This is a genomic window from Curtobacterium sp. PhB25 (assembly GCF_004365375.1).
In the GTDB taxonomy this organism is placed as follows: Bacteria; Actinomycetota; Actinomycetes; order Actinomycetales; family Microbacteriaceae; genus Curtobacterium.
The window spans coordinates 296856-314928 of the sequence record NZ_SODR01000004.1; the positions used below are offsets into that span (position 1 = coordinate 296856).

At 69.0% G+C, this 18073-nt stretch carries 20 protein-coding genes and 1 pseudogene; 12 read left to right on the forward strand and 9 right to left on the reverse strand.

Features of this window, described 5'->3' with window-relative positions; translation table 11 throughout:
• Positions 1-24: 24 nt before the first annotated feature.
• Positions 25-894 (forward strand): GyrI-like domain-containing protein, encoded by an 870-nt coding sequence (locus EDF51_RS10340; protein ID WP_134194776.1) that lies wholly within the window; start codon positions 25-27, stop codon positions 892-894.
• 189 nt (positions 895-1083) lie between these two features.
• On the opposite strand, the gene EDF51_RS10345 is transcribed toward EDF51_RS10340, so the two are convergent.
• The 3 genes from EDF51_RS10345 to EDF51_RS10355 are packed head-to-tail and all read right to left on the reverse strand — an operon-like array spanning position 1084 to position 3900.
• A complete protein-coding gene (locus EDF51_RS10345) occupies positions 1084-2139 on the reverse strand; it encodes a DUF2891 family protein (protein WP_243837115.1) in 1056 nt (351 codons plus the stop codon).
• Positions 2126-3196: a DUF979 domain-containing protein gene (locus tag EDF51_RS10350; RefSeq protein WP_133937774.1), complete on the reverse strand. Its 1071-nt coding sequence runs from the start codon at positions 3194-3196 to the stop codon at positions 2126-2128. Before EDF51_RS10350 ends, EDF51_RS10345 begins: the two co-directional genes overlap by 14 nt.
• A complete protein-coding gene (locus EDF51_RS10355) occupies positions 3193-3900 on the reverse strand; it encodes a DUF969 domain-containing protein (RefSeq protein WP_123291728.1) in 708 nt (235 codons plus the stop codon). Before EDF51_RS10355 ends, EDF51_RS10350 begins: the two co-directional genes overlap by 4 nt.
• 120 nt (positions 3901-4020) lie before the next feature.
• Between EDF51_RS10355 and EDF51_RS10360 the strand changes: the two genes are divergently transcribed.
• Entirely contained in the window at positions 4021-4665 is a 645-nt protein-coding gene (locus EDF51_RS10360; protein WP_134194778.1) for a GntR family transcriptional regulator, read from the forward strand.
• Between the two features lie 46 nt (positions 4666-4711).
• On the opposite strand, the gene EDF51_RS10365 is transcribed toward EDF51_RS10360, so the two are convergent.
• Positions 4712-4933, reverse strand: a complete 222-nt coding sequence (locus tag EDF51_RS10365) for a hypothetical protein (RefSeq protein WP_134194780.1) — start codon at positions 4931-4933, stop codon at positions 4712-4714.
• 32 nt (positions 4934-4965) lie between these two features.
• Positions 4966-5541 (reverse strand): TetR family transcriptional regulator, encoded by a 576-nt coding sequence (locus EDF51_RS10370; protein ID WP_134194782.1) that lies wholly within the window; start codon positions 5539-5541, stop codon positions 4966-4968.
• Between the two features lie 182 nt (positions 5542-5723).
• Between EDF51_RS10370 and EDF51_RS10375 the strand changes: the two genes are divergently transcribed.
• From EDF51_RS10375 to EDF51_RS10410, 8 genes and pseudogenes are all read left to right on the forward strand, one after another.
• On the forward strand, positions 5724-6245 hold the full coding sequence (locus EDF51_RS10375) for a hypothetical protein (RefSeq protein WP_134194784.1): 522 nt from the start codon (positions 5724-5726) through the stop codon (positions 6243-6245).
• Positions 6242-6499 carry a hypothetical protein gene (locus tag EDF51_RS10380; protein ID WP_134194786.1) on the forward strand — a complete coding sequence of 86 codons (258 nt, stop codon included), beginning with the start codon at positions 6242-6244 and terminating at the stop codon, positions 6497-6499. The genes EDF51_RS10375 and EDF51_RS10380 overlap by 4 nt, the downstream gene beginning before the upstream one ends.
• A gap of 256 nt (positions 6500-6755) precedes the next feature.
• Complete coding sequence (locus EDF51_RS10385) at positions 6756-8237, forward strand: DUF6421 family protein (protein WP_134194788.1); 1482 nt, start codon at positions 6756-6758, stop codon at positions 8235-8237.
• Positions 8234-8905 (forward strand): SDR family oxidoreductase, encoded by a 672-nt coding sequence (locus tag EDF51_RS10390; protein WP_243837116.1) that lies wholly within the window; start codon positions 8234-8236, stop codon positions 8903-8905. Before EDF51_RS10385 ends, EDF51_RS10390 begins: the two co-directional genes overlap by 4 nt.
• A 4-nt stretch (positions 8906-8909) precedes the next feature.
• A complete protein-coding gene (locus EDF51_RS10395; protein ID WP_134194790.1) occupies positions 8910-9983 on the forward strand; it encodes a low specificity L-threonine aldolase in 1074 nt (357 codons plus the stop codon).
• A gap of 18 nt (positions 9984-10001) precedes the next feature.
• Positions 10002-11468 (forward strand): SDR family NAD(P)-dependent oxidoreductase, encoded by a 1467-nt coding sequence (locus EDF51_RS10400; protein ID WP_133937785.1) that lies wholly within the window; start codon positions 10002-10004, stop codon positions 11466-11468.
• Positions 11469-11551: 83 nt separating this feature from the next.
• The gene (locus EDF51_RS10405; RefSeq protein WP_134194792.1) at positions 11552-12058 is read left to right on the forward strand and encodes a hypothetical protein; all 507 of its coding nucleotides are present in this window, start codon (positions 11552-11554) and stop codon (positions 12056-12058) included.
• 64 nt (positions 12059-12122) lie between these two features.
• Positions 12123-12548 (forward strand): annotated as a pseudogene (locus EDF51_RS10410) (alpha/beta hydrolase); the annotation flags it as partial.
• Between the two features lie 122 nt (positions 12549-12670).
• Here EDF51_RS10410 and EDF51_RS10415 read toward each other — a convergent pair.
• The 3 genes from EDF51_RS10415 to EDF51_RS10425 form a co-directional block, all read right to left on the reverse strand.
• Positions 12671-13105 (reverse strand): hypothetical protein, encoded by a 435-nt coding sequence (locus EDF51_RS10415; RefSeq protein WP_134194794.1) that lies wholly within the window; start codon positions 13103-13105, stop codon positions 12671-12673.
• Positions 13106-13187: 82 nt separating this feature from the next.
• A complete protein-coding gene (locus EDF51_RS10420; protein WP_166673526.1) occupies positions 13188-14366 on the reverse strand; it encodes a GDSL-type esterase/lipase family protein in 1179 nt (392 codons plus the stop codon).
• On the reverse strand, positions 14363-14941 hold the full coding sequence (locus EDF51_RS10425; protein ID WP_134194798.1) for a hypothetical protein: 579 nt from the start codon (positions 14939-14941) through the stop codon (positions 14363-14365). Before EDF51_RS10425 ends, EDF51_RS10420 begins: the two co-directional genes overlap by 4 nt.
• Before the next feature lie 28 nt (positions 14942-14969).
• Between EDF51_RS10425 and EDF51_RS10430 the strand changes: the two genes are divergently transcribed.
• Positions 14970-15950: a family 20 glycosylhydrolase gene (locus tag EDF51_RS10430; protein ID WP_134194800.1), complete on the forward strand. Its 981-nt coding sequence runs from the start codon at positions 14970-14972 to the stop codon at positions 15948-15950.
• A gap of 74 nt (positions 15951-16024) precedes the next feature.
• On the opposite strand, the gene EDF51_RS10435 is transcribed toward EDF51_RS10430, so the two are convergent.
• Complete coding sequence (locus tag EDF51_RS10435; protein WP_134194801.1) at positions 16025-16966, reverse strand: LysR family transcriptional regulator; 942 nt, start codon at positions 16964-16966, stop codon at positions 16025-16027.
• Between the two features lie 120 nt (positions 16967-17086).
• Between EDF51_RS10435 and EDF51_RS10440 the strand changes: the two genes are divergently transcribed.
• A complete protein-coding gene (locus EDF51_RS10440; protein ID WP_131847138.1) occupies positions 17087-18046 on the forward strand; it encodes a putative oxygenase MesX in 960 nt (319 codons plus the stop codon).
• Positions 18047-18073: the final 27 nt, after the last annotated feature.

Consider the following 18073-nt stretch of genomic DNA (forward strand, 5'->3'; position numbering starts at 1 on the left):
AGTGTGGGTGTCGAAGGAGGCGGCATGATCGCGGAGCTCAACAGACTGGTCGAACTGATCGAAGGTCGCCTGAACGACAACCTCGACGTTGCATCCTTGGCGAGGGAACTCGGCACGACGGAGTACCACCTCCGTCGAATGTTCTCGTCACTCGCTGGGATGCCCCTGTCGGAGTACATCCGGCGTCGCCGAATGTCAGTCGCGGCAGCGGATGTCCTCGGAGACGGAAACCTGTTGAGCATCGCGGTGCGGTACGGCTACGGCTCCACCGAGGCATTCGGTCGAGCGTTCCGATCAGTGCACGGTGTCAGCGTCGGCAGCGTCAAGCGAAATGGCGGCCCCCTTCGAACGCAACCGCAGCTCAGGTTCCGCCTGACCGTAGAAGGGAACATCACCATGGACACCCGCATCACCGATCGACCGGCGTTTCACCTCATCGGCCACGCCATCCGCGTGCCCCTCATCCACGAGGGCATCAACCCGCAGATCCAAGCCCACATCGCCTCACTTCCGGCAGCAGAACACGCACGCCTCAAAGCCCTGAGCGACACCGAACCGGCCGGCCTGCTTCAGGTCAGCGCCGACGTCGACCCGGACTACACCGAGGGGAGCGAACTGACCTACCTGCACGGAGTAGCCGTCACGGAGAAGGCGCCGATGATCGGAGATCTCGACACGATCGAGGTTCCGGCCGGCACGTGGGCCGTGTTCCACACCGAGGGCGAGTATCCGGCTGCGCTGCAAGAGGCATGGGCCGCGACCGCGACCGACTGGTTCCCGTCGAACCCCTGGCGGCTCCGGCCTGGACCGTCCATCGTCGCGGTACTCGACCGCGCCGGCTACTTCAGCACGGCCACCTGCGAGCTCTGGCTCCCTGTCGAGCGCGCTGAGTAGAGAAGGACCTGTCGGCCGTGGGATGCCGGCAGGTCCGCCGCCCGTTGATGGATCCGCTACCGGGACGCGATCACGACACAGAGCGAAGCGAGAAGGACGACACAGAGCGAAGCTGCTCACACCTCAGCGAACGCGGGATCCGGAGGAAGCGGCTCAACTTCCCGTGACGGGACTCAGCTGACGGCAGGGTCAGCGCGCGGCGTGCTCGCGTGCTTCCATGGCGTCCCAGGCGAAGCTCGCGAGCCAGTGCGTGGAGTAGTACTCCTCGCCGACGCTGGCGGCCAGACCCGAGGCCAGCAGCCGGTCCGCCGCCTCGTCGAGCAGGCTCGCGAGCCCGTCGTCGTCGAGCTCACCGGCGCGCAGGGCGTCCGCGATGCGCCGGGCCGATCCCGCTCGCGACAGGTCGAGCCCGAACAGGTGCACCTGCTGCGGGTCGTTCTCGTCGCGGACCACCGTCGACTGCAGGATCGCGTCGCCCGACCGCACCTGGGCGAAGAAGCCGTCCGACCACGTCGCGAACTCGGCCGGGGTCAGCACGGCCCGCATCAGGTCGGCCTCGGCCAGTCCGGCGGACAGGAAGTCGTGCCCGCTGCGCTCCCAGGCGAACGGCCACCCGGCATCCTCGCCGAACCACTCGCGCGCCGCCCGCTCCGCCGTCGTGGCGAGCTCGTCGCGGCCGAGCGACCGTGCGGCCTCGAGCACGAGCAGCAGCCCGAACGCCGAGTTCGAGTGCACCCCGTGCCGCACCGGGTGGGCAGCGCCGTCGACCCAGCGGGTGACGAGGTCCTCGAGCACGTCGACGACGGGCGCGAACCCGGGGGCGAGCTGCCGGATGGCCGGCACCTCGGACGCGGAGACCTCGGCGGCGAGCTTCGCGAGCCAGGCCCACCCGTAGGGGCGCTCGTAGTGCGGCGTCGTGTGGAAGTAGGCGGCTTCCGTCGCCAGGTGATCAGCGCTCAGGTGGGCCTGCAGGATCGTGGTGAGCCGGGCCTCCAGGTCGGCCGGCAGACCGTGCGCGACCAGACGCGCTGCGAGCCAGTGCATGTGCACGGACGAGTGCCAGTCGTACGACGTGGCGAAGGCGGGGTGCAGCTCGACCGGCAGCGCCCGGTCGTCCGGGCCGGACGTCGTGTGGTGCGCCGCGTACGGGTACTCGCGGGTGGTGTTCTCGGCGGCGACGGCCGCGAAGCGGTCGGTCCACGCGGCCCGGGTCAGGTCGAGCGGGGCAGCATCAGAAAGCGACAAGGTACATGACTCCCATGTTGACGACGAGCAGGATGGCGGCGGTCGGGATCTGCGCCTTGATCGGACCGTACTTGTCCCGCATCTCGAGCAGGGCAGCCGGCACCAGGTTGAAGTTCGCGGCCATCGGGGTGACGAGCGTGCCGCAGAAGCCGGCGAGCATGCCGATGGCGAAGATCGCGGCGGGGTTGCCGTCGAAGCCCTGCACCAGGACGGGCCAGCCGATCGCGGCCGTCATGATCGGGAAGGCGGCGAACGCGTTGCCCATGATGATCGTGAAGAGCGCCATGCCGAGGCAGTAGACGACCACCGCGGCGATCAGCGAGCCGCCGGGCAGGATCGACTTGATGATGGTGCCGACGGCGTCGCCGACCCCGGCCTGGGTGAACACGATGCCGAGGGTGGAGAGCATCTGCGGCAGCAGCGCCGCCCACCCGATGGCCTGCAGCAGACGGCCGCCCTCACGGATGGGCGTGGCGATCCTCGGCGGGCGCAGGACGAACACCGCGACGACCACGGCCAGCACCGAGCCGATGCCCAGGCCGGTCAGGGTCGCGCTGCCCTCGGCGAGCAGGGGCGTACCGCCGATCGAGACGAGTGGACCGAGCGTCGCCACGAGGACGGCGACCACGGGCACGACGAGCGCCGGGATGAAGAGCTTGTTGCCGAACCGGGTGGCGAACGCCGCACGCTCGTCCGGGCTGGTCGTCGCGAGGACGCTCGTGCTGGCGGACGGCTTCGTGGCCGCAGCGGTGGGTTCGGCCGGGCCGGTCTCCGCCCCCGTTCCGGCACCCGGGATGCTGGCGACGCGCGTGCGACTGGTGGTCCCGGTGAACCCGAGTCCGGCGAGCGCGACCATCACGAGGACGGCGATGCCGAGCACCCACGACGGCGCGGTCTTCGCGGCGACGAAGGTGCCGTAGAAGAACGAGACCCCGAGGATCCCCCAGAACGCCGCGTTGCCGAGTCGCTTCGCGTGCGAGGTGTCCGTGACGATGAGGACCGCGACCGCGATGAAGAACGCACCGATGAGCCAGTAGAGCCATTCGCTGGTGATCACGCTGCGGCTCCCTGCGTCGGGGCGTCGACGCGTGCGTCGGCGGCCATCTTGTCGAGCGTGCGGTCGAACAGCAGCAGCCGCGTGCCGTGGACCAGGAGCGCGGCGATGCCGGTCGGGATCGCCCACAGCGCCAGGTCGATGGGTTCGAGCGACAGACCGTAGGTGGCGTCGACGAAGGTCGTGATGAGCAGGATCGAGCCGACGGCGACGAAGACGTCCTCGCCGAAGAAGACCCCGACGGTGTCCGACGACGCCGAGTAGCCCTTGATCTTCTCGCGCATCCGTTCGTCGATCCGGCCGTACTTCTTGATCGCCGCGCCCTCGGCCATCGGGTGCACGAGGGGCCGAACGGTCTGCGCCGGCCCGCCGATGCTGGTGAGGCCGACCGCGGCCGTGACCTGCCGGATGGCCAGGTACCCGGCCAGCAGACGACCCGTCGTGAGCTTGTCGAGCTTCGCGATCAGGCGTTTGGCCTGGTCCTGCAGCCCGTAGCGCTCGATCAGGCCGATCACCGGCAGGACGAGCGCGAAGGTCGTGACGGACCGGCTCGACGCGAAGCCGTCGCCGAACGCGGTGAGGATGCCGACGGGACCGATCCCGCCGATGGCCGCGGTGACGATGCCCGCGACGGTCACGACGAGCAGCGCGTTGATGCGCAACGCGAACCCGATGATGACGACGGCGACGCCGATGAGGACGAACATGCGGGACAGTCTGGCCCGCATTGTTCAACAATCGCAAGAGGCTGTTCCGCTCTGTAACACGACGGTCACACGGTGCGGGGTTCGCACCTGCGATGCCCGAGGCCGTGTCAGGATCGGCACATGACCCGAACCGTCAGCGGTGCCGACTCGACGGCCGACCGGCTGCGCACCATGATCGCGGCGGGCGAGTTCTCCCCGGGGGCACAGCTGTCGGAGGAACGGTTGAGCGACCAGCTCGGGGTGTCGCGGAACACCCTGCGCGAGGCCTTCCGGCTGCTCGCGCGGGACCGGCTGGTCGAGCACGTGTTCAACCGCGGGGTCTTCGTGCGACGCCTCTCCGCCGAGGACGTCGCCGACCTGTACGCCGCCCGACGGGTGCTCGAGGAAGCCGCGGTCCGCGCGTGCTCGCCGACGTCACCGGCCCTCGATGCAGCCGAGGCGGCCGTCACGGCCGCACGGGACGCTGCCACCGCGGGCGACTGGGGCGCCGTGGGCACCGCGGACATCCGGTTCCACTCCGAGCTCGTCCGAGCGGTCCCGAGCGCGCGGATCCACGGACTGATGGACGGGCTGCTCGCCGAGATGCGGCTGGCCTTCCTGACGACCGACGACCCGGGGTCGTTCCACGCCGAGTTCGTGGACCGGAACGACGCGATCGTCGCGGCGTTGCGCGCCGGCGACCAGGCGGGAGCGTCGGCGCTGTTGGCGGACTACCTCGACGATGCGGAGCGGACGCTGCGGGTGGCCGCGGACGCGGCAGGCTGACGGGAGGCCCGGTGCGGGTCCTGCCTGCACGCTCGGCCCGCCTCGACTAGCGCTGGTACCGGCCGAGGCCGAGCTTCCTGTCGCGGAGCGCGACGGCGAGCATGCTGCCGCCGAGCACGAGCCACAGGACGGCCATGAGCAAGCGGAAGACACTCGGCTCGATGATCGCCAGGACGCCCCAGAGCACCCCGACCGCGAGCCACAGCACGCCGACCCAGACCAACGGCCGCCCGAAGGTCGCGCGGAGGAACCGGTTGTCGCTGCTCATGGGCCGAACCCTACGCCCGGCCGTGCGACACGTCAGCCCCCGACGAGCGCCCTCACCGCGTCGATGACGATCTGCCGACGCCGCGCAGGTGCGACCGCCGCGACCAAGGAGCCGTACTCGGGAGAGGCCGAGCTCCAGAACGCGGCGAGGTGCATCACCAGGCCCAGCAGCACCGCCGGCCGGTAGCTGCGCGGCAGAACCCCGGCGCGCTGGGCGTGCTCGACCGCGGCGACGGCCTCGGCATCGCTGGCGATGACGGCTTCGAGCGCACCGTCACTCCCCCGCTCGAGGCGGTGCCACGTCGCGAGCCGTTCGACCCAAGGACGCCGGACGTACGAGTCGTGCAGGCGGGCAGCCCACTCGGCGAGGTCGTCGGTGTCGACGGGGACCTCGTCGAACATCTCGGCGACGGTCTGGGCCAGCAGAGCGTCGAACAGCCCCTCCTTGCTGCCGAAGTAGTGGAAGATCTGCGCCTTGTTGCTCGACGCCGCCGCGGCGATCCGCTCGATCTTGGCGCCGACGAGCCCAGCCGCGGCGAACTCGTCGCGTGCTGCGAGCAGGAGTCGTGCGCGCATCGCGTCGGCGGCTGGGGGCGTGAAGCGTGCCATGCAGACAACCGTATCGACCGAGTCGGCACCGCGGAGCCGGACGGCCGCGATGCCGGGCCGGTCAGGCGCGATGCCCTGAAGCGCAGCAGCGAACACGACGCGCTGGTGACGTTGCACATTTCACCGGTTGCCGGCAGGTTGGTGTTCATTCGGCGAGGGACGCCGACCAGGAGGGAAGACCCATGACGTCAACTACCGCCTCAGCGAGCAAGCTCGCAGTCGTTGGACTACTAGCAGCCGGACTGTGCGCACCGATGCTGGCCGCCCCGCCAGCTCAGGCAGCGACAGGAGCTCCATCGTCATCGGTCGCCTCGATCGTCCAGGATCTCGACCTTCAGGCCGTCGATGTCGAACGGGGATTAGCGCTCATCGAGAGCATTCCGGAAGCTGTACTGCTGAACGGCCAGTCTGCGTACGAGGAATGGGTAGCTGGTAACCCGACGATGCAGCGAGCGGCTCGGGCGAGCATCCTCGAGTGCACGGGCGCGATCGCCCTCATGATTGCATCGACGGCATTCCCAGTCGCCAAGATCTTGAAGATCAAACGTTTGATCAACTCACTCGGCGGTGTCACAAAGGCAGTCCGAATCATGTGGGGCGCTTCGTTCAGCTGGGAGAAGATCCGAGCCCTCGGCGGGGCCGCGGCCGCACTTGGTGCAGAGCTCCTCGGGGTCGCGGCCGTGAAGCGAGGGTGCTTCCGATGAGTCGCTGGACGCCATCACTGATCATCCTCGGTGGAATCGCGTTGACCGCCTGCGCATGGCTCACGCTCGACCTGCTCTACTCGTGCATGGCCGCGCTCGCGACGATCACGTACGCCACCTTCGCACCGGGCATCGTGGGAAACACGCCCATCCCGCGAGGGTCAGCGCCTGACCCCAGCCAGGTGAAGAGATGGCGCGAAACGCACCCGGGCTCGACCGTGAGCGAAGCAATCGCAGCCGTCACGAAGCGCTAAGGAGTCGGCTCGGAGGCCTGTCGGGACAGCGCCTCCGAGCCCCTCCCAGTGCCGCTGGCTCCGCGCACCATGGCTGCCGGCGCGCGACCAGCGATGCATTCGTGCGCGAGAGAGTCGGTTTGCCGCGCGGAGAACGGCGCTGCGCACGAAACCCCCGCAAATGGGCAAGAATGCGTCCCCCGATCCTCCCTAGGCTCATGACAAGCGCACCACCACGCCGCAGATCCGCGGCCGGCCCAATGACGGGAGGTTCGACATGTCACAGTTCGTCCAGGAGTTCACGCAGGGCGCCATCGTCGGAGAACCCGAGGTCGTCGAGGACCGCCCGTCAGTGCGCGAGGTCGCAGAGCATCCCGCGTGGACGCGGCTGAAAGCCGCTGTCGTGTCGTTCCGTGCGCTGCAGACGGCCGACGGCTCGATACCCGACCACGCGGATCACGCGACCGCTTCCGAGCACCTGGCCACGATCCTCCCGGCCATTGCCGAACTGGCCCCGTTCTTTTTGCACGATGCGGCGTACCTCGCTGCACTGCAGCGCGATTTCGCACGCTGGGAACGCGACGGTTTCGGCGTTCCCGACTTCCTCGACGCCCTGAACGCATTCCAGCCGCAACAGCACCGCATCGACGGACTCGGCCACCTGGTCGTCTTCCCGATGGTGACGCAGAACGGCAGTTCCTCGCGGTTCGTCGAAGCCGTCCTGGTCGAGGTCATCTGGCCGGAGTTCATCGCGGAACTCGAAGCGGGCGACTACAGCAACACGCTCTTCGTCGCGTTGCGGTTCGTCGACTTCACGCCCGGGTACGACACGAACTCTGCGGTGCTGTTCCCCGAGACGGTCGCGATGCGCGAGATCCCGACGTTCACGTGGGGCGCGATCTTCCAGGACCGCGAAGCCGCTCGCTACCGCCGAGTCGTCCGTGCCGCTGCGGAGATCACCAAACTGGAGTTGCCGGACGACGCTGCAGCAATGCTCGACGACCAGGAGCTGACGGAACAGGTCTTCGTGATGTGGGACATCATCCACGACCGATCGCACATGCGCGGGGACCTGCCGTTCGACCCGTTCATGATCAAGCAGCGGATGCCGTTCTTCCTCTACTCGCTGGAAGAACTCCGCTGCGACCTGACGGCGTTCCGGGAATCCGTACGGCTCGAACGCGCGCTTTCCGCGGTGCCGGACGCGGACCTCGACGAGGCGCAACGCGCAATCCGCGACCACGCCCGCTTGGTGCAGTACGCCGTCGTCTTCGACCGCATCTTCCGGTTCGCGATCACCGGCAGCCGCGTCCGGAACTACGACGGGCTCGGCGGGCAACTGTTGTTCGCGTGGATGCACCAGCACGATGTCCTGCACTGGACCGACACGCAGCTCACCATCGACTGGGATGCCGTTCCCGACGTGATCATCGCGCTCAGTGATCAGATCAACGAGTTGTACCGGCGGTCGATCGATCGGCCGAAATCGGCGCACTGGCTCGCCGCGTACGAGATGCTGACCCGGACGCTCACGCCGCACCCGGCGTCGAGATGGGCGCGGGGACTGCCGGAGGAAACGCTCGCCGGAATGCCCAAGGGCTACACCGACGCCGTACTCGACGACGAATTCCCGCTGTCGATGTTCTACGAGGCGCTGAACAAGAAGATGGCTGCGGTCATCGCTTCGACGGCCGGCATCACCGGCTCGTCGTCGGTTGCTCCGTCCGCTGTTCCGTCCGTTCCGGACGTCGCCGCGTGAGCGCTGGCTCCCTGTCCCGTCGCACGGTGCTGGTCGCGGGCGCGACCAGCACCAGCGGCGCGGCGGTCGCGCGCGCACTCACCTCCGCCGGGGCGGCCGTCGTCGCGGTCGGCACCAGACCAGACGCACTGGAGGCCCTGCACGCCTCCGTCCCGGGCGTCACGACCCACACGTGCGACCTCGCAGACCTCGGCGCGGTCACCGCGCTCGCGGCTGCGGTCCACGAGACGGCGGGAGCGGTCGACGGGCTGGTCCACCTGGTCGGTGGGTGGCGTGGGGGCGGCGGCATCGCCGGCCAGTCCGACGACGACTGGGACTTCTTCGACCGGGCGTTCCGCACCCTGCGGAACACCACACGCGTGTTCTACGACGCCCTGGTGGCGTCGCCGGCCGGTCGGCTCGCGTTCGTCTCGTCCACCGCCGTCGACTCCCCCACCGCAGGCGCCGCGAACTACGCAGCCGCCAAGGCCGCCTCCGACGCGTGGGTCCGTGCCGTCGCCCAGGGCTTCCGGAAGGACGCACCGGACTCGGCGGCAGCCACCGTGTTCGTCGTCGGCGCCCTCGCCGGTCTCGAAGAGCGGCTCGGCGACGAGGTCGTGCGGCTCTGGACGGCACCGCCGGCCGACGTGAACGGCGCCCGTCTCCCGCTCTCCCTTTCCTTAGGATGAACCAGTGACCCTTCGACTCCACGACCTGGACCTGCGGGGCTTCGCCTCGGACAACTACGCCGGTGTCCACCCCGAGATCCTCGACGCGATCGCCGCGGCCAACGACGGCCACCAGATCGCCTACGGCGAGGACGTCTACACGGCCCGTCTCAACGAGGTGATCGGCGACCACTTCGGTTCACAGGCGCAGGCGTTCCCGGTGTTCAACGGGACCGGCGCGAACGTCGTCGGGCTGCAGTCGATGCTGCCGCGGTGGGGCGCCGTCGTGTGCACCACGACCGCGCACATCCACACCGACGAAGCAGGCGCTCCCGAGCGCATCGGCGGGATCAAGCTGCTGCCGGTCGAGACCCCCGACGGCAAGCTCACCCCCGAGCTCATCGACAAGGAGGCCTGGGGCTGGGGCGACGAGCACCGCGCCCAGCCGCTCGTCGTCTCGATCACGCAGACCACCGAGCTCGGCACCGCCTACACGGTCGACGAGATCCGGGCGATCGCGGACCACGTCCACCCGCTCGGCATGACGCTGCACATGGACGGCGCACGCATCTCCAACGCCGCCGCCACCCTCGGCCTGCCCCTGCGCGACTTCACCACCGATGCCGGCGTGGACGTGCTGAGCTTCGGCGGCACGAAGAACGGCATGCTCTACGGCGAGGCGATCGTCGTGCTCAACCCCGCGGCGTCAGAGGGGCTGCACTACCTGCGCAAGATGAACATGCAGCTGTCGTCGAAGATGCGGTTCGTCTCCGCGCAGCTCATCGCGCTGCTGTCCGACGACCTGTACCTGCGCTCCGCCGGGCACGCCAACGCCATGGCCGCCCGACTCCGCGGCGCACTCGAGGCCCGGATCGCCGACGGCAGCATCCGGGGCGTCGGGTTCAGCCAGGAGACCCAGGCCAACGGGGTGTTCGCGACGCTGCCCGCGGGGGTGGCCGAGCGGCTGCGCAAGCACTTCCGGTTCTACGACTGGGACGCCAGCCGCAACGAGGTGCGGTGGATGTGCGCGTACGACACGTCGGAGCAGGACATCGACGACTTCGTGGCGGCGTTGACGCGGGAGCTCGACGCGGCCTGATCCAACGTAGAATCCCGTGTGATCTCCGAGCAGCCCGAACCCAGCGGCATCCTACCCGAGGACCTCGACGCCACGCTCCGGGTGCTCGAGCAGATGAGCGACATCGACGAGACGCACCCCGACTTCGTGCGGGTTCGTCAGGCCACGGCGAAGATGTTCAAGGCCGTGAAGCGTGCGCACCGACTCGAGAAGCGCGCGGTCATCGCCGAGGCCGACCGCCTCGTGATCGCCGCCACCGCGACCGGAGCAGCCGACCGGATCGACGACGAGACCCGCGGGGTCCCGATCAGCACCTCGACGACGGCGTCCACCGCCGGCACCCTGCTGAAGTCCCGCCCCTGCTACATGTGCAAGCAGCAGTACACGGTCGTCGACGCGTTCTACCACCAGCTGTGCCCCTCGTGCGCGGCGATGAGCCACGCGAAGCGTGATGCCCGGACGGACCTGAGCGGCAAGCGGGCCCTGCTGACCGGCGGCCGCGCGAAGATCGGCATGTACATCGCGCTCCGCCTGCTGCGCGACGGCGCCCACACGACCATCACGACGCGGTTTCCCCGCGACGCCGTGCGCCGGTTCACGAGCCTTCCGGACTCCGCCGACTGGATCTCGCGCCTGAAGGTCGTCGGCATCGACCTGCGTGACCCGGCCCAGGTCATCGGTCTCGCCGAGGACGTCGCCGCGGCCGGTCCCCTCGACATCCTGATCAACAACGCGACACAGACGGTTCGCCGGTCGCCCGGCGCGTACCAGCCCCTCGTCGACGCCGAACTCGCGCCGCTGCCGGACGGCCCGCTGCCCGAGCTCGTGACCTTCGGGCACACGAACGACCAGCACCCGCAGGCGCTCGCCCGGTCGGTCACGGCGCACCCGATCCTCGCGGCCGCCGCAGCCAGGGCCGACGAACTGACCGAGCAGGCCATGGCTCCGGGGTCGAGCTCGCTCGAGCGCCTGGCCATGGGCACCGCGATCGACGCCGGTGGTCTCGTGCCCGACCTGCACGACGTGAACTCGTGGACGCAGGCCGTCGACGAGGTCGACCCGCTCGAGATGCTCGAGGTCCAACTCGCGAACACCACCGCGCCGTTCATCCTGATCTCGAAGCTCCGTCCCGCGATGGCCGCGAGCGAGGCGCACCGCACCTACGTGGTGAACGTCAGCGCGATGGAAGGTGTGTTCGGCCGCGCCTACAAGGGACCGGGACACCCGCACACGAACATGGCGAAGGCCGCCGTGAACATGCTGACCCGAACGAGTGCGCAGGAGATGTTCGAGACCGATCGCATCCTGATGACGAGCGTCGACACCGGGTGGATCACCGACGAACGACCGCACCCGACGAAGGTCCGGCTGGCGGAGGAGGGCTTCCACGCGCCGCTCGACCTCGTCGACGGGGCTGCACGCGTGTACGACCCGATCGTGCGGGGCGAGGCGGGCGAGGACGTGTTCGGCGTGTTCCTGAAGGACTACAAGCCCAGTTCCTGGTGAGCTCCGTACGGCAGTGACGCTGCGCAGCCCAAAGGAATGACGTGGTACGAGAAGACCGTGATCGATCAGATGCAGGGACAACCGTGACGACGAAGCGCTCCCCGCTCAACAGGTCGATCGCGACCGCGGTGGTCCTTGGATGCTCCACCCTCCTCCTGTCCGGCTGCAGCAACGATCCAGGAGAGCCCACAGTGCAACCGTCAGAAGCGAAGCAGTCCGTTGTCGACTTCGTGGAACAGTCCTCGTCAGCAGCCGGCGGGAGCTGGGAGCACCTGAGCGGTCCGGGAGTTCGGGAGTGCGAGCAGCCGAGTGGTGCGACGGGGACGACGTTCGTGTACGTCATGAAACGAGCGGACACTACGGGCGCCGACGCGAAGACCGACGTTCAGTCGGTGAGCAAGCACTGGCAGGGCCTCGGCATCCAGGTCGAGGAGTACCAGAGCGGAGGCGCGAATCCAGTACCCGGCGTCCGTGGTCGAGGTGGTCCAGTGACCTCGGCAAGCTTCAACGCCTACCCCGGCAATTACCAGATCTCCGCTACCTCCGCATGCTCCGACGGTGTGCCCGACAAGCTCCGGTCGGGAAACTGATCGACGCCCGGAAGCCGCTGCCCAGACGAAGGGGCGCCGGATCGGCACGAGTCGCAGCCGCCGGGAGGGCACGGACATCGCGGTCTTCGACGGGTTCCGCCAGGCACTCGCCGCCAACCGCGCCGAGTTCTTCCAGGCCGTCGCCTCCGGCCCGTTCTACGGCTTCAACCGTGACGGCGTGACGCCGTCCGAACCGGTCATCGCCAACTGGTGGCGTCAGGGCATGACGGGCAGTGCCGTCGCGCACTACGAGGGCATCAAGGCGTTCTCGGAGACGGACCAGACCGAGGACCTGCGCGCGATCACCGTGCCCGTCCTCGTCCTGCAGGGCGACGACGACCAGGTCGTGCCCTACGCGGACGCCTCGCTGAAGCAGGCAGAATTGCTCAGCGACTCGACCTTGAAGGTCTACGAGGGCTACCCGCACGGCATGCTGACGACGCACGCGGACGTCATCAACCCCGACATCCTCGCGTTCATCCGCGGCTGACGTCGCTGACGCTGCGTTCGCAGCAACCCGGACTGGAGGCGCGGTGCGGGTGAGTCGATCGACTCACCTGCACCGCGCCTCCAGTCCGTTGCCCACCGTGCGTCAGCGGCCCGGCCGGCGGTTCAGAACAGGTAGCCGCCGGACGCGATGTCCGTGACGAACTCAGCGACGACGAAGGCCGCCAGGAGGCCGGCGAGCGTGCCCAGAGCGGCGAAGGACCCCGGTTGCCACCGGCGCCGACGGACGACCACCCAGCACGTCCCGACGACGGCGATGACACCCGACACGAGCGGATACGCGATGAGGACGACCGAACTCGCGTCGTAGTTGCAGTTCCTCGCGGTGCCCGTGCACCCGACGAAGGCCATCTGGCTGAGCACGACCCAGAACCAGGCGAGGGGCGCGGCGACGTAGGTGACGGCCAGCGTGACAGCGGTCACGACGAGGTCGATCGCGCCGGGCTTCGTCGGGACGCGCGGTGTCCGAGGCTGCGCTCGTGCCGGGCGGAGGTACGCGTCCTCATCGGGGCCGAACCACTGGTTGCGCTCCTCCCCCATGCGCTCACGGTAGTGGATCGTCGCACCACTCCGGGGATGCCTCGGTCCAGGGCTCGACGGCCGCACGGAGCAGCTCCGCCCCTCAGTCGCCCTCGTGCGCAGCCAGGGTGGCGAGCACGAGCTTCGTGATCCGACGCTGCCCCTCGTCGTTGGGGTGGATACCGTCCGTCGAGTAGATCCCCGAGCCCGACGTGTCAGCCTCGGGGAACGTGTCGGCCATGCTGACGTGCGCGGCTCCGCCCGTCGCTGCGGCCCGCTTGATCTCGGCGAGGTAGCTCGACCACGGCTCCGCCATGCCGTCCGTCATGCTCGACGCCGGCGTGAACTCGCCGATCACGAGCAGCGAGGGCTTCGAGGGGAGCGCCGCGAGCGTCTCGAGGAACGCCACGTACTGGGCGCCGAGCTCGTCGGGTGTGAGGTTCGCCGCGTCGTTGCCACCCAGCGTGATGGTGATGAGGTCCGGAGCAGCTCGACGCATCGCCGTCAGGAAGCCCTCTTGGTCCTTCGTGAACGTCGCGATCGTCGAGCCCGAGTGCGCGGAGTCGTAGCGGTGGATCCCCTTGTCCCGGTCACCGTCGTAGATCGTGAACCCCAGCAAGGAGAACGGCGCGACGGCGGTGACGGTCACCGTGTGCTCCCCGCTCGACAGTCCGTCCACCGTCGTGGTCGTCCCGGTGCTGGCAGTCCCCGTCGTGGACACGGTCGTCGGTGCCGCTCCGTCGACGCTGTAGGTGAAGTCGCCGGACCCGGGGTAGCGCGCCCACCAGATGTCGATCCCGGTGCCCGTGAAGCCGTAGCTCCGCGAGGCGCCCGCCTGCATGCCGACCGATCGGTAGCCGAGGGCGGGGGTGGTGATGTCGAACTGGCTCTCCCCCGTGCGCGCCGTCGCCCAGTCACCCCAGGTCGAGTCCGGTGCGTACACGGCGAACTGCGCCGGGAGGTACCCGGCCCCTCCGGTGACCCCGTCCGTCGGGTGCTCCGTGCGCAGCTGGTCGAGCGTGAGGTCCATCCACCGGGTGGAGCGGGACGAGGCGCCCTGCCCCTCGGTGATCGAGTCGCCCAGGGCGACCCAGTTCGCGGGCGCCTCGGTCCGGTCGGCCACGGCGGCGTTCCAGGTCGCGAGCGGCTCGGCGACCTCCGGGGCCTTCGCCGCGGAGCACCCCGTCGCGACGATCGACACGAGTGCGACGACCAGGCCGGTGACGAGCCGGCGCGACCTTCGACGCCGACCGCGATCGGTGGTGCGCTCGTGGCTGTTCACCTTGTCTCCCCTGGGTGGGATGTGGTCCGCGACCGGGTGCCGGGTCGGGCAATGCTAACCGCGCAACCCTGGTGAACTACCGTCGTCTCCGTGCCTTCCTCCGCCGGAACCCCGGACCCGACTGCCGGTCCAGCGACCGCGCCGTACTCCGTCAGACGGACCATCGCGGTTGCCCTGGCCGTTGCTGTGTCGGCCGCAGCTCTGGTCGGCATCCGTGCAACGGCAGGATCAGCGGACACGGCAGCCTCGACGGTGACGGTCACGAAGGTCACCGCGTCCACCACCGCCACCTCGACCGGCACCGCCGTGCGCACCACCCTGAAGCTCAAGAACACCGCCTCCGTGCGGAAGCCCGCTACCTCAGCTTGGCTGTACCTGTCCACGGGCACCAAGAAGTACACACTCGGCCGGGTCGCGGTGAAGGCGTTGTCCGCTGGTTCGAGCACGACGGTCACCGCAGTCCGCGGGACACCTTCCCGTGCAGCAGCCGGGAAGTACTCGGTCCTCGCCTGCACTGGTGCGTACTCCGCAAAACAGTGCCGCACGTCGACCGCGACCGTCAGCACGAAACCCACGAAACGCACGCGTCCCGAGACAGGCGTGATGCTCGACGTCGCTCGCGCCTACTACCCCGTGGCACTGATCAAGCGGTACATCGACCTGCTCGCCGACGACGGCGGCCGCTTCCTGCACCTGCACCTCACCGATGACCAGAACGTCGGCATCGAGAGCGCGGTCCTCGGCCAGACCCTGGCGAACGCCGACCTCGATCACGGCGTGTACACGAGCCGGGTCACCCATCGTCCGTTCCTCAGCGCCGCACAGGCACGCACGATCGCCGACTACGCGGCGAAGCGGGGCGTGGCGATCGTGCCCGAGATCGACACTCCCGGCCACATGGCTGCCGCCTTCGCCCTGCTCGAGGCGGAGCACGGCACGAAGTGGGTCGATCGCATCCGTTCGGGCGAGAGCGAGCTCGACCCGTCGGCGCCGGGCAGTCTCGCGCTGGCGACGAAGCTGTACGCCGAGGTGCAGCGGACGTTCCCGTCCAGCCGCACCGTGCACATCGGTGGGGACGAATGGGGCGGCGACGTCACCGCCGCCCGACGCGTCGCGTGGATGAACGCGATGGCGGCCGCGCTCGGCAACCGCGAGGTTTGGGCCTGGAACGACGGGATCGATCGCGCTGCGGTCGGGCGACTGGACCCGCGCATCCACGTCACGTACTGGAGCTTCGACGGTGACACCGAGGACGCAGCCGAGCGCCGCGAACGCCGAGCACGCCGGGCCAGTGCGGTCGACCTGCAGCAGGCCGGGATCGACCTGCTCAACTACAACTCGTACTACCTGTACGAGGTGCCGACCGACCTCGACCCGGCCGACAGCGAGTACACCGTCGCCGACCTCCGCGAGAACTGGTCACTCCGGGCGTGGGACGGCGACTCCGGTTCGCTGCTCGCAGCTCCGATGTCGGGCGCCGCCGTCGCGATCTGGGGCGAGGACCTCGACAGTCCACCCGCTGACGCGCTCCTGCGGTGGAGCGCGCCGCACGTGACGGCGATACTCGAGACCGCAGCCTCCTGACGGACGCATGACGGGCCTCCCGGCCGACCGCCGGAACCGCGCGAACCGCGCGAACCGCGCGAACCGCGGCCTGCCTATCCGAGCGGCTCGACGCCGTAGCCGGCGACCACCGCGCGCAACTCGTCCAGGTAGGCCTGCGCCTGCACGGTGAGGGGCACGGAGGCGTGCGCGATCCAGCCGATCTCGATGCGTTCGTCGACGTCGAGGGGGATGGCGACGATCTCGGGGTCGAGGTCGTCGCTGATGAGCCCGGTGGAGATCGTGTACCCGCCGAGGCCGATCATGAGGTTGAAGATCGTCGCGCGGTCCGAGACGCGGATCTCCCGCTTGCTCGACATCGTCGACAGGATCTCCTCCGCCAGGTAGAAGGAGTTGTTCGCGCCCTGGTCGAAGGTGAGTCGAGGCAGGTCGGCGAGGTCCTCGAGGGTCGCACGCTCCCGTGACGCGATGGGGTTCCGACGGGCCACGAAGATGTGCGGCTGCGCGACGAACAGCGGGGTGAAGACGACGCCGGCGTCCCGCAGCAGCTTGCCGAGCACCTGCGTGTTGAAGTCGTTGCGGTAGAGGATGCCCACTTCGCTGCGCAGCGTGCGGACGTCCTCGATGATGTCCCAGGTGCGGGTCTCACGAAGCGAGAACTCGTACTCGTCCGCAGCGGCCGCTTCGACCATCCGGACGAAGGCCTCCACCGCGAACGAGTAGTGCTGGGCGGACACCCCGAGCAGCCGACGCGACCGCTGGCCGCCGACGTACCGCTGCTCGAGCAGGGAGACCTGCTCGACGACCTGCCGGGCGTACCCGAGGAACTCGACGCCGTCGACGGTGAGTACGACTCCCCGGGCCGATCGGGTGAAGAGCGGGCGCCCGATCCGCGTCTCCAGGTCCTTCATCGCGGCGGACATCGTCGGCTGCGACACGTAGAGCAGGTCGGCCGCGGCGCTGATCGAGCCCTCCGTCGCGACCTCGATGAAGTACCGGAGCTGCTGCAGGGTGATGTCGTTCGAGACACGGGCCATAGGCCGAGGCTATACCGGTGCATAGCGTCTCGGTATTACCTGATGGCTCGCGAATCCGGCCATGATCGATTCATCCTTCCCACCGTGCCCACGGGCCGCCCGACGAACAGATTGCCGACCATGGCGAACGACCTCACCTTCAGCATCACCCGGACCCGGTTCGACGAGGACTACTCCCCCGCCGACAGCTCCCGGCTGACCACGAACTTCGCCAACCTGGCGCGGGGCGAGCACCGTCAGCAGAACCTCCGTGCTGCGCTGGCGATGATCGACGGACGCGCGAACGACCTCTTGGCTGCCGGTGATCGCTACCGCTTGCAGCTCGACATCGTTTCGGCCTCGCTGCAGTTCTTCGACGATGGAGCGGACGCCGAGTTCCCGCTGCTCGAGATGCTCGACGTCACGATCGTCGACCAGCACACCGGCGAGCACCACCACGGCATCCTCGGCAACAACTTCTCGTCGTACCTGCGCGACTACGACTTCTCGGTGCTGCTGCCGTCATCGCCGGGCTTGCCGTCTGACTTCGGGGCGCTGCACGGGGCGCTCTTCCAGCGGTTCCTTTCGTCGCCGGCGTTCCACGACGGGTTCGGTGCCGAGCCCGTCGTCTGCATCAGCGTCTCGACGAGCCAGACCTACCGCCGGACCGGGTACGTCCACCCCGTCCTCGGCGCCGAGTACGAGCACGAGCACTCCTCGCTCACCGACGACTACTTCGGCCGGATGGGCATGCGGGTCCGGTACTTCCAGCCCGCCGGAGCGTCGGCCCCGCTCGCGTTCTACACGCGCGGGGACCTGACCGGGGACTACACGGACCTCCAGCTCATCGGCACGATCGCCACCATGGAGACGTTCCAGAAGATCTACCGCCCGGAGATCTACGCCGCGAACACCCCGGCCGGGAGCACCTACCGCCCCACCCTCGACCACACCGACTTCACGCCCACCCCGGTGACCTACGACCGCGAGGAGCGCAGCCGCCTCGGGATCACCCAGGGCCGGTGGACCGAGGAGCACCTCGTGACGCCGCACCACGCGCTCCTCTCGCGGTTCGCTGCCGACGCCGCCGTATCCCTCTGACCTCGTTCTCTCCTGACAGGAACCGCA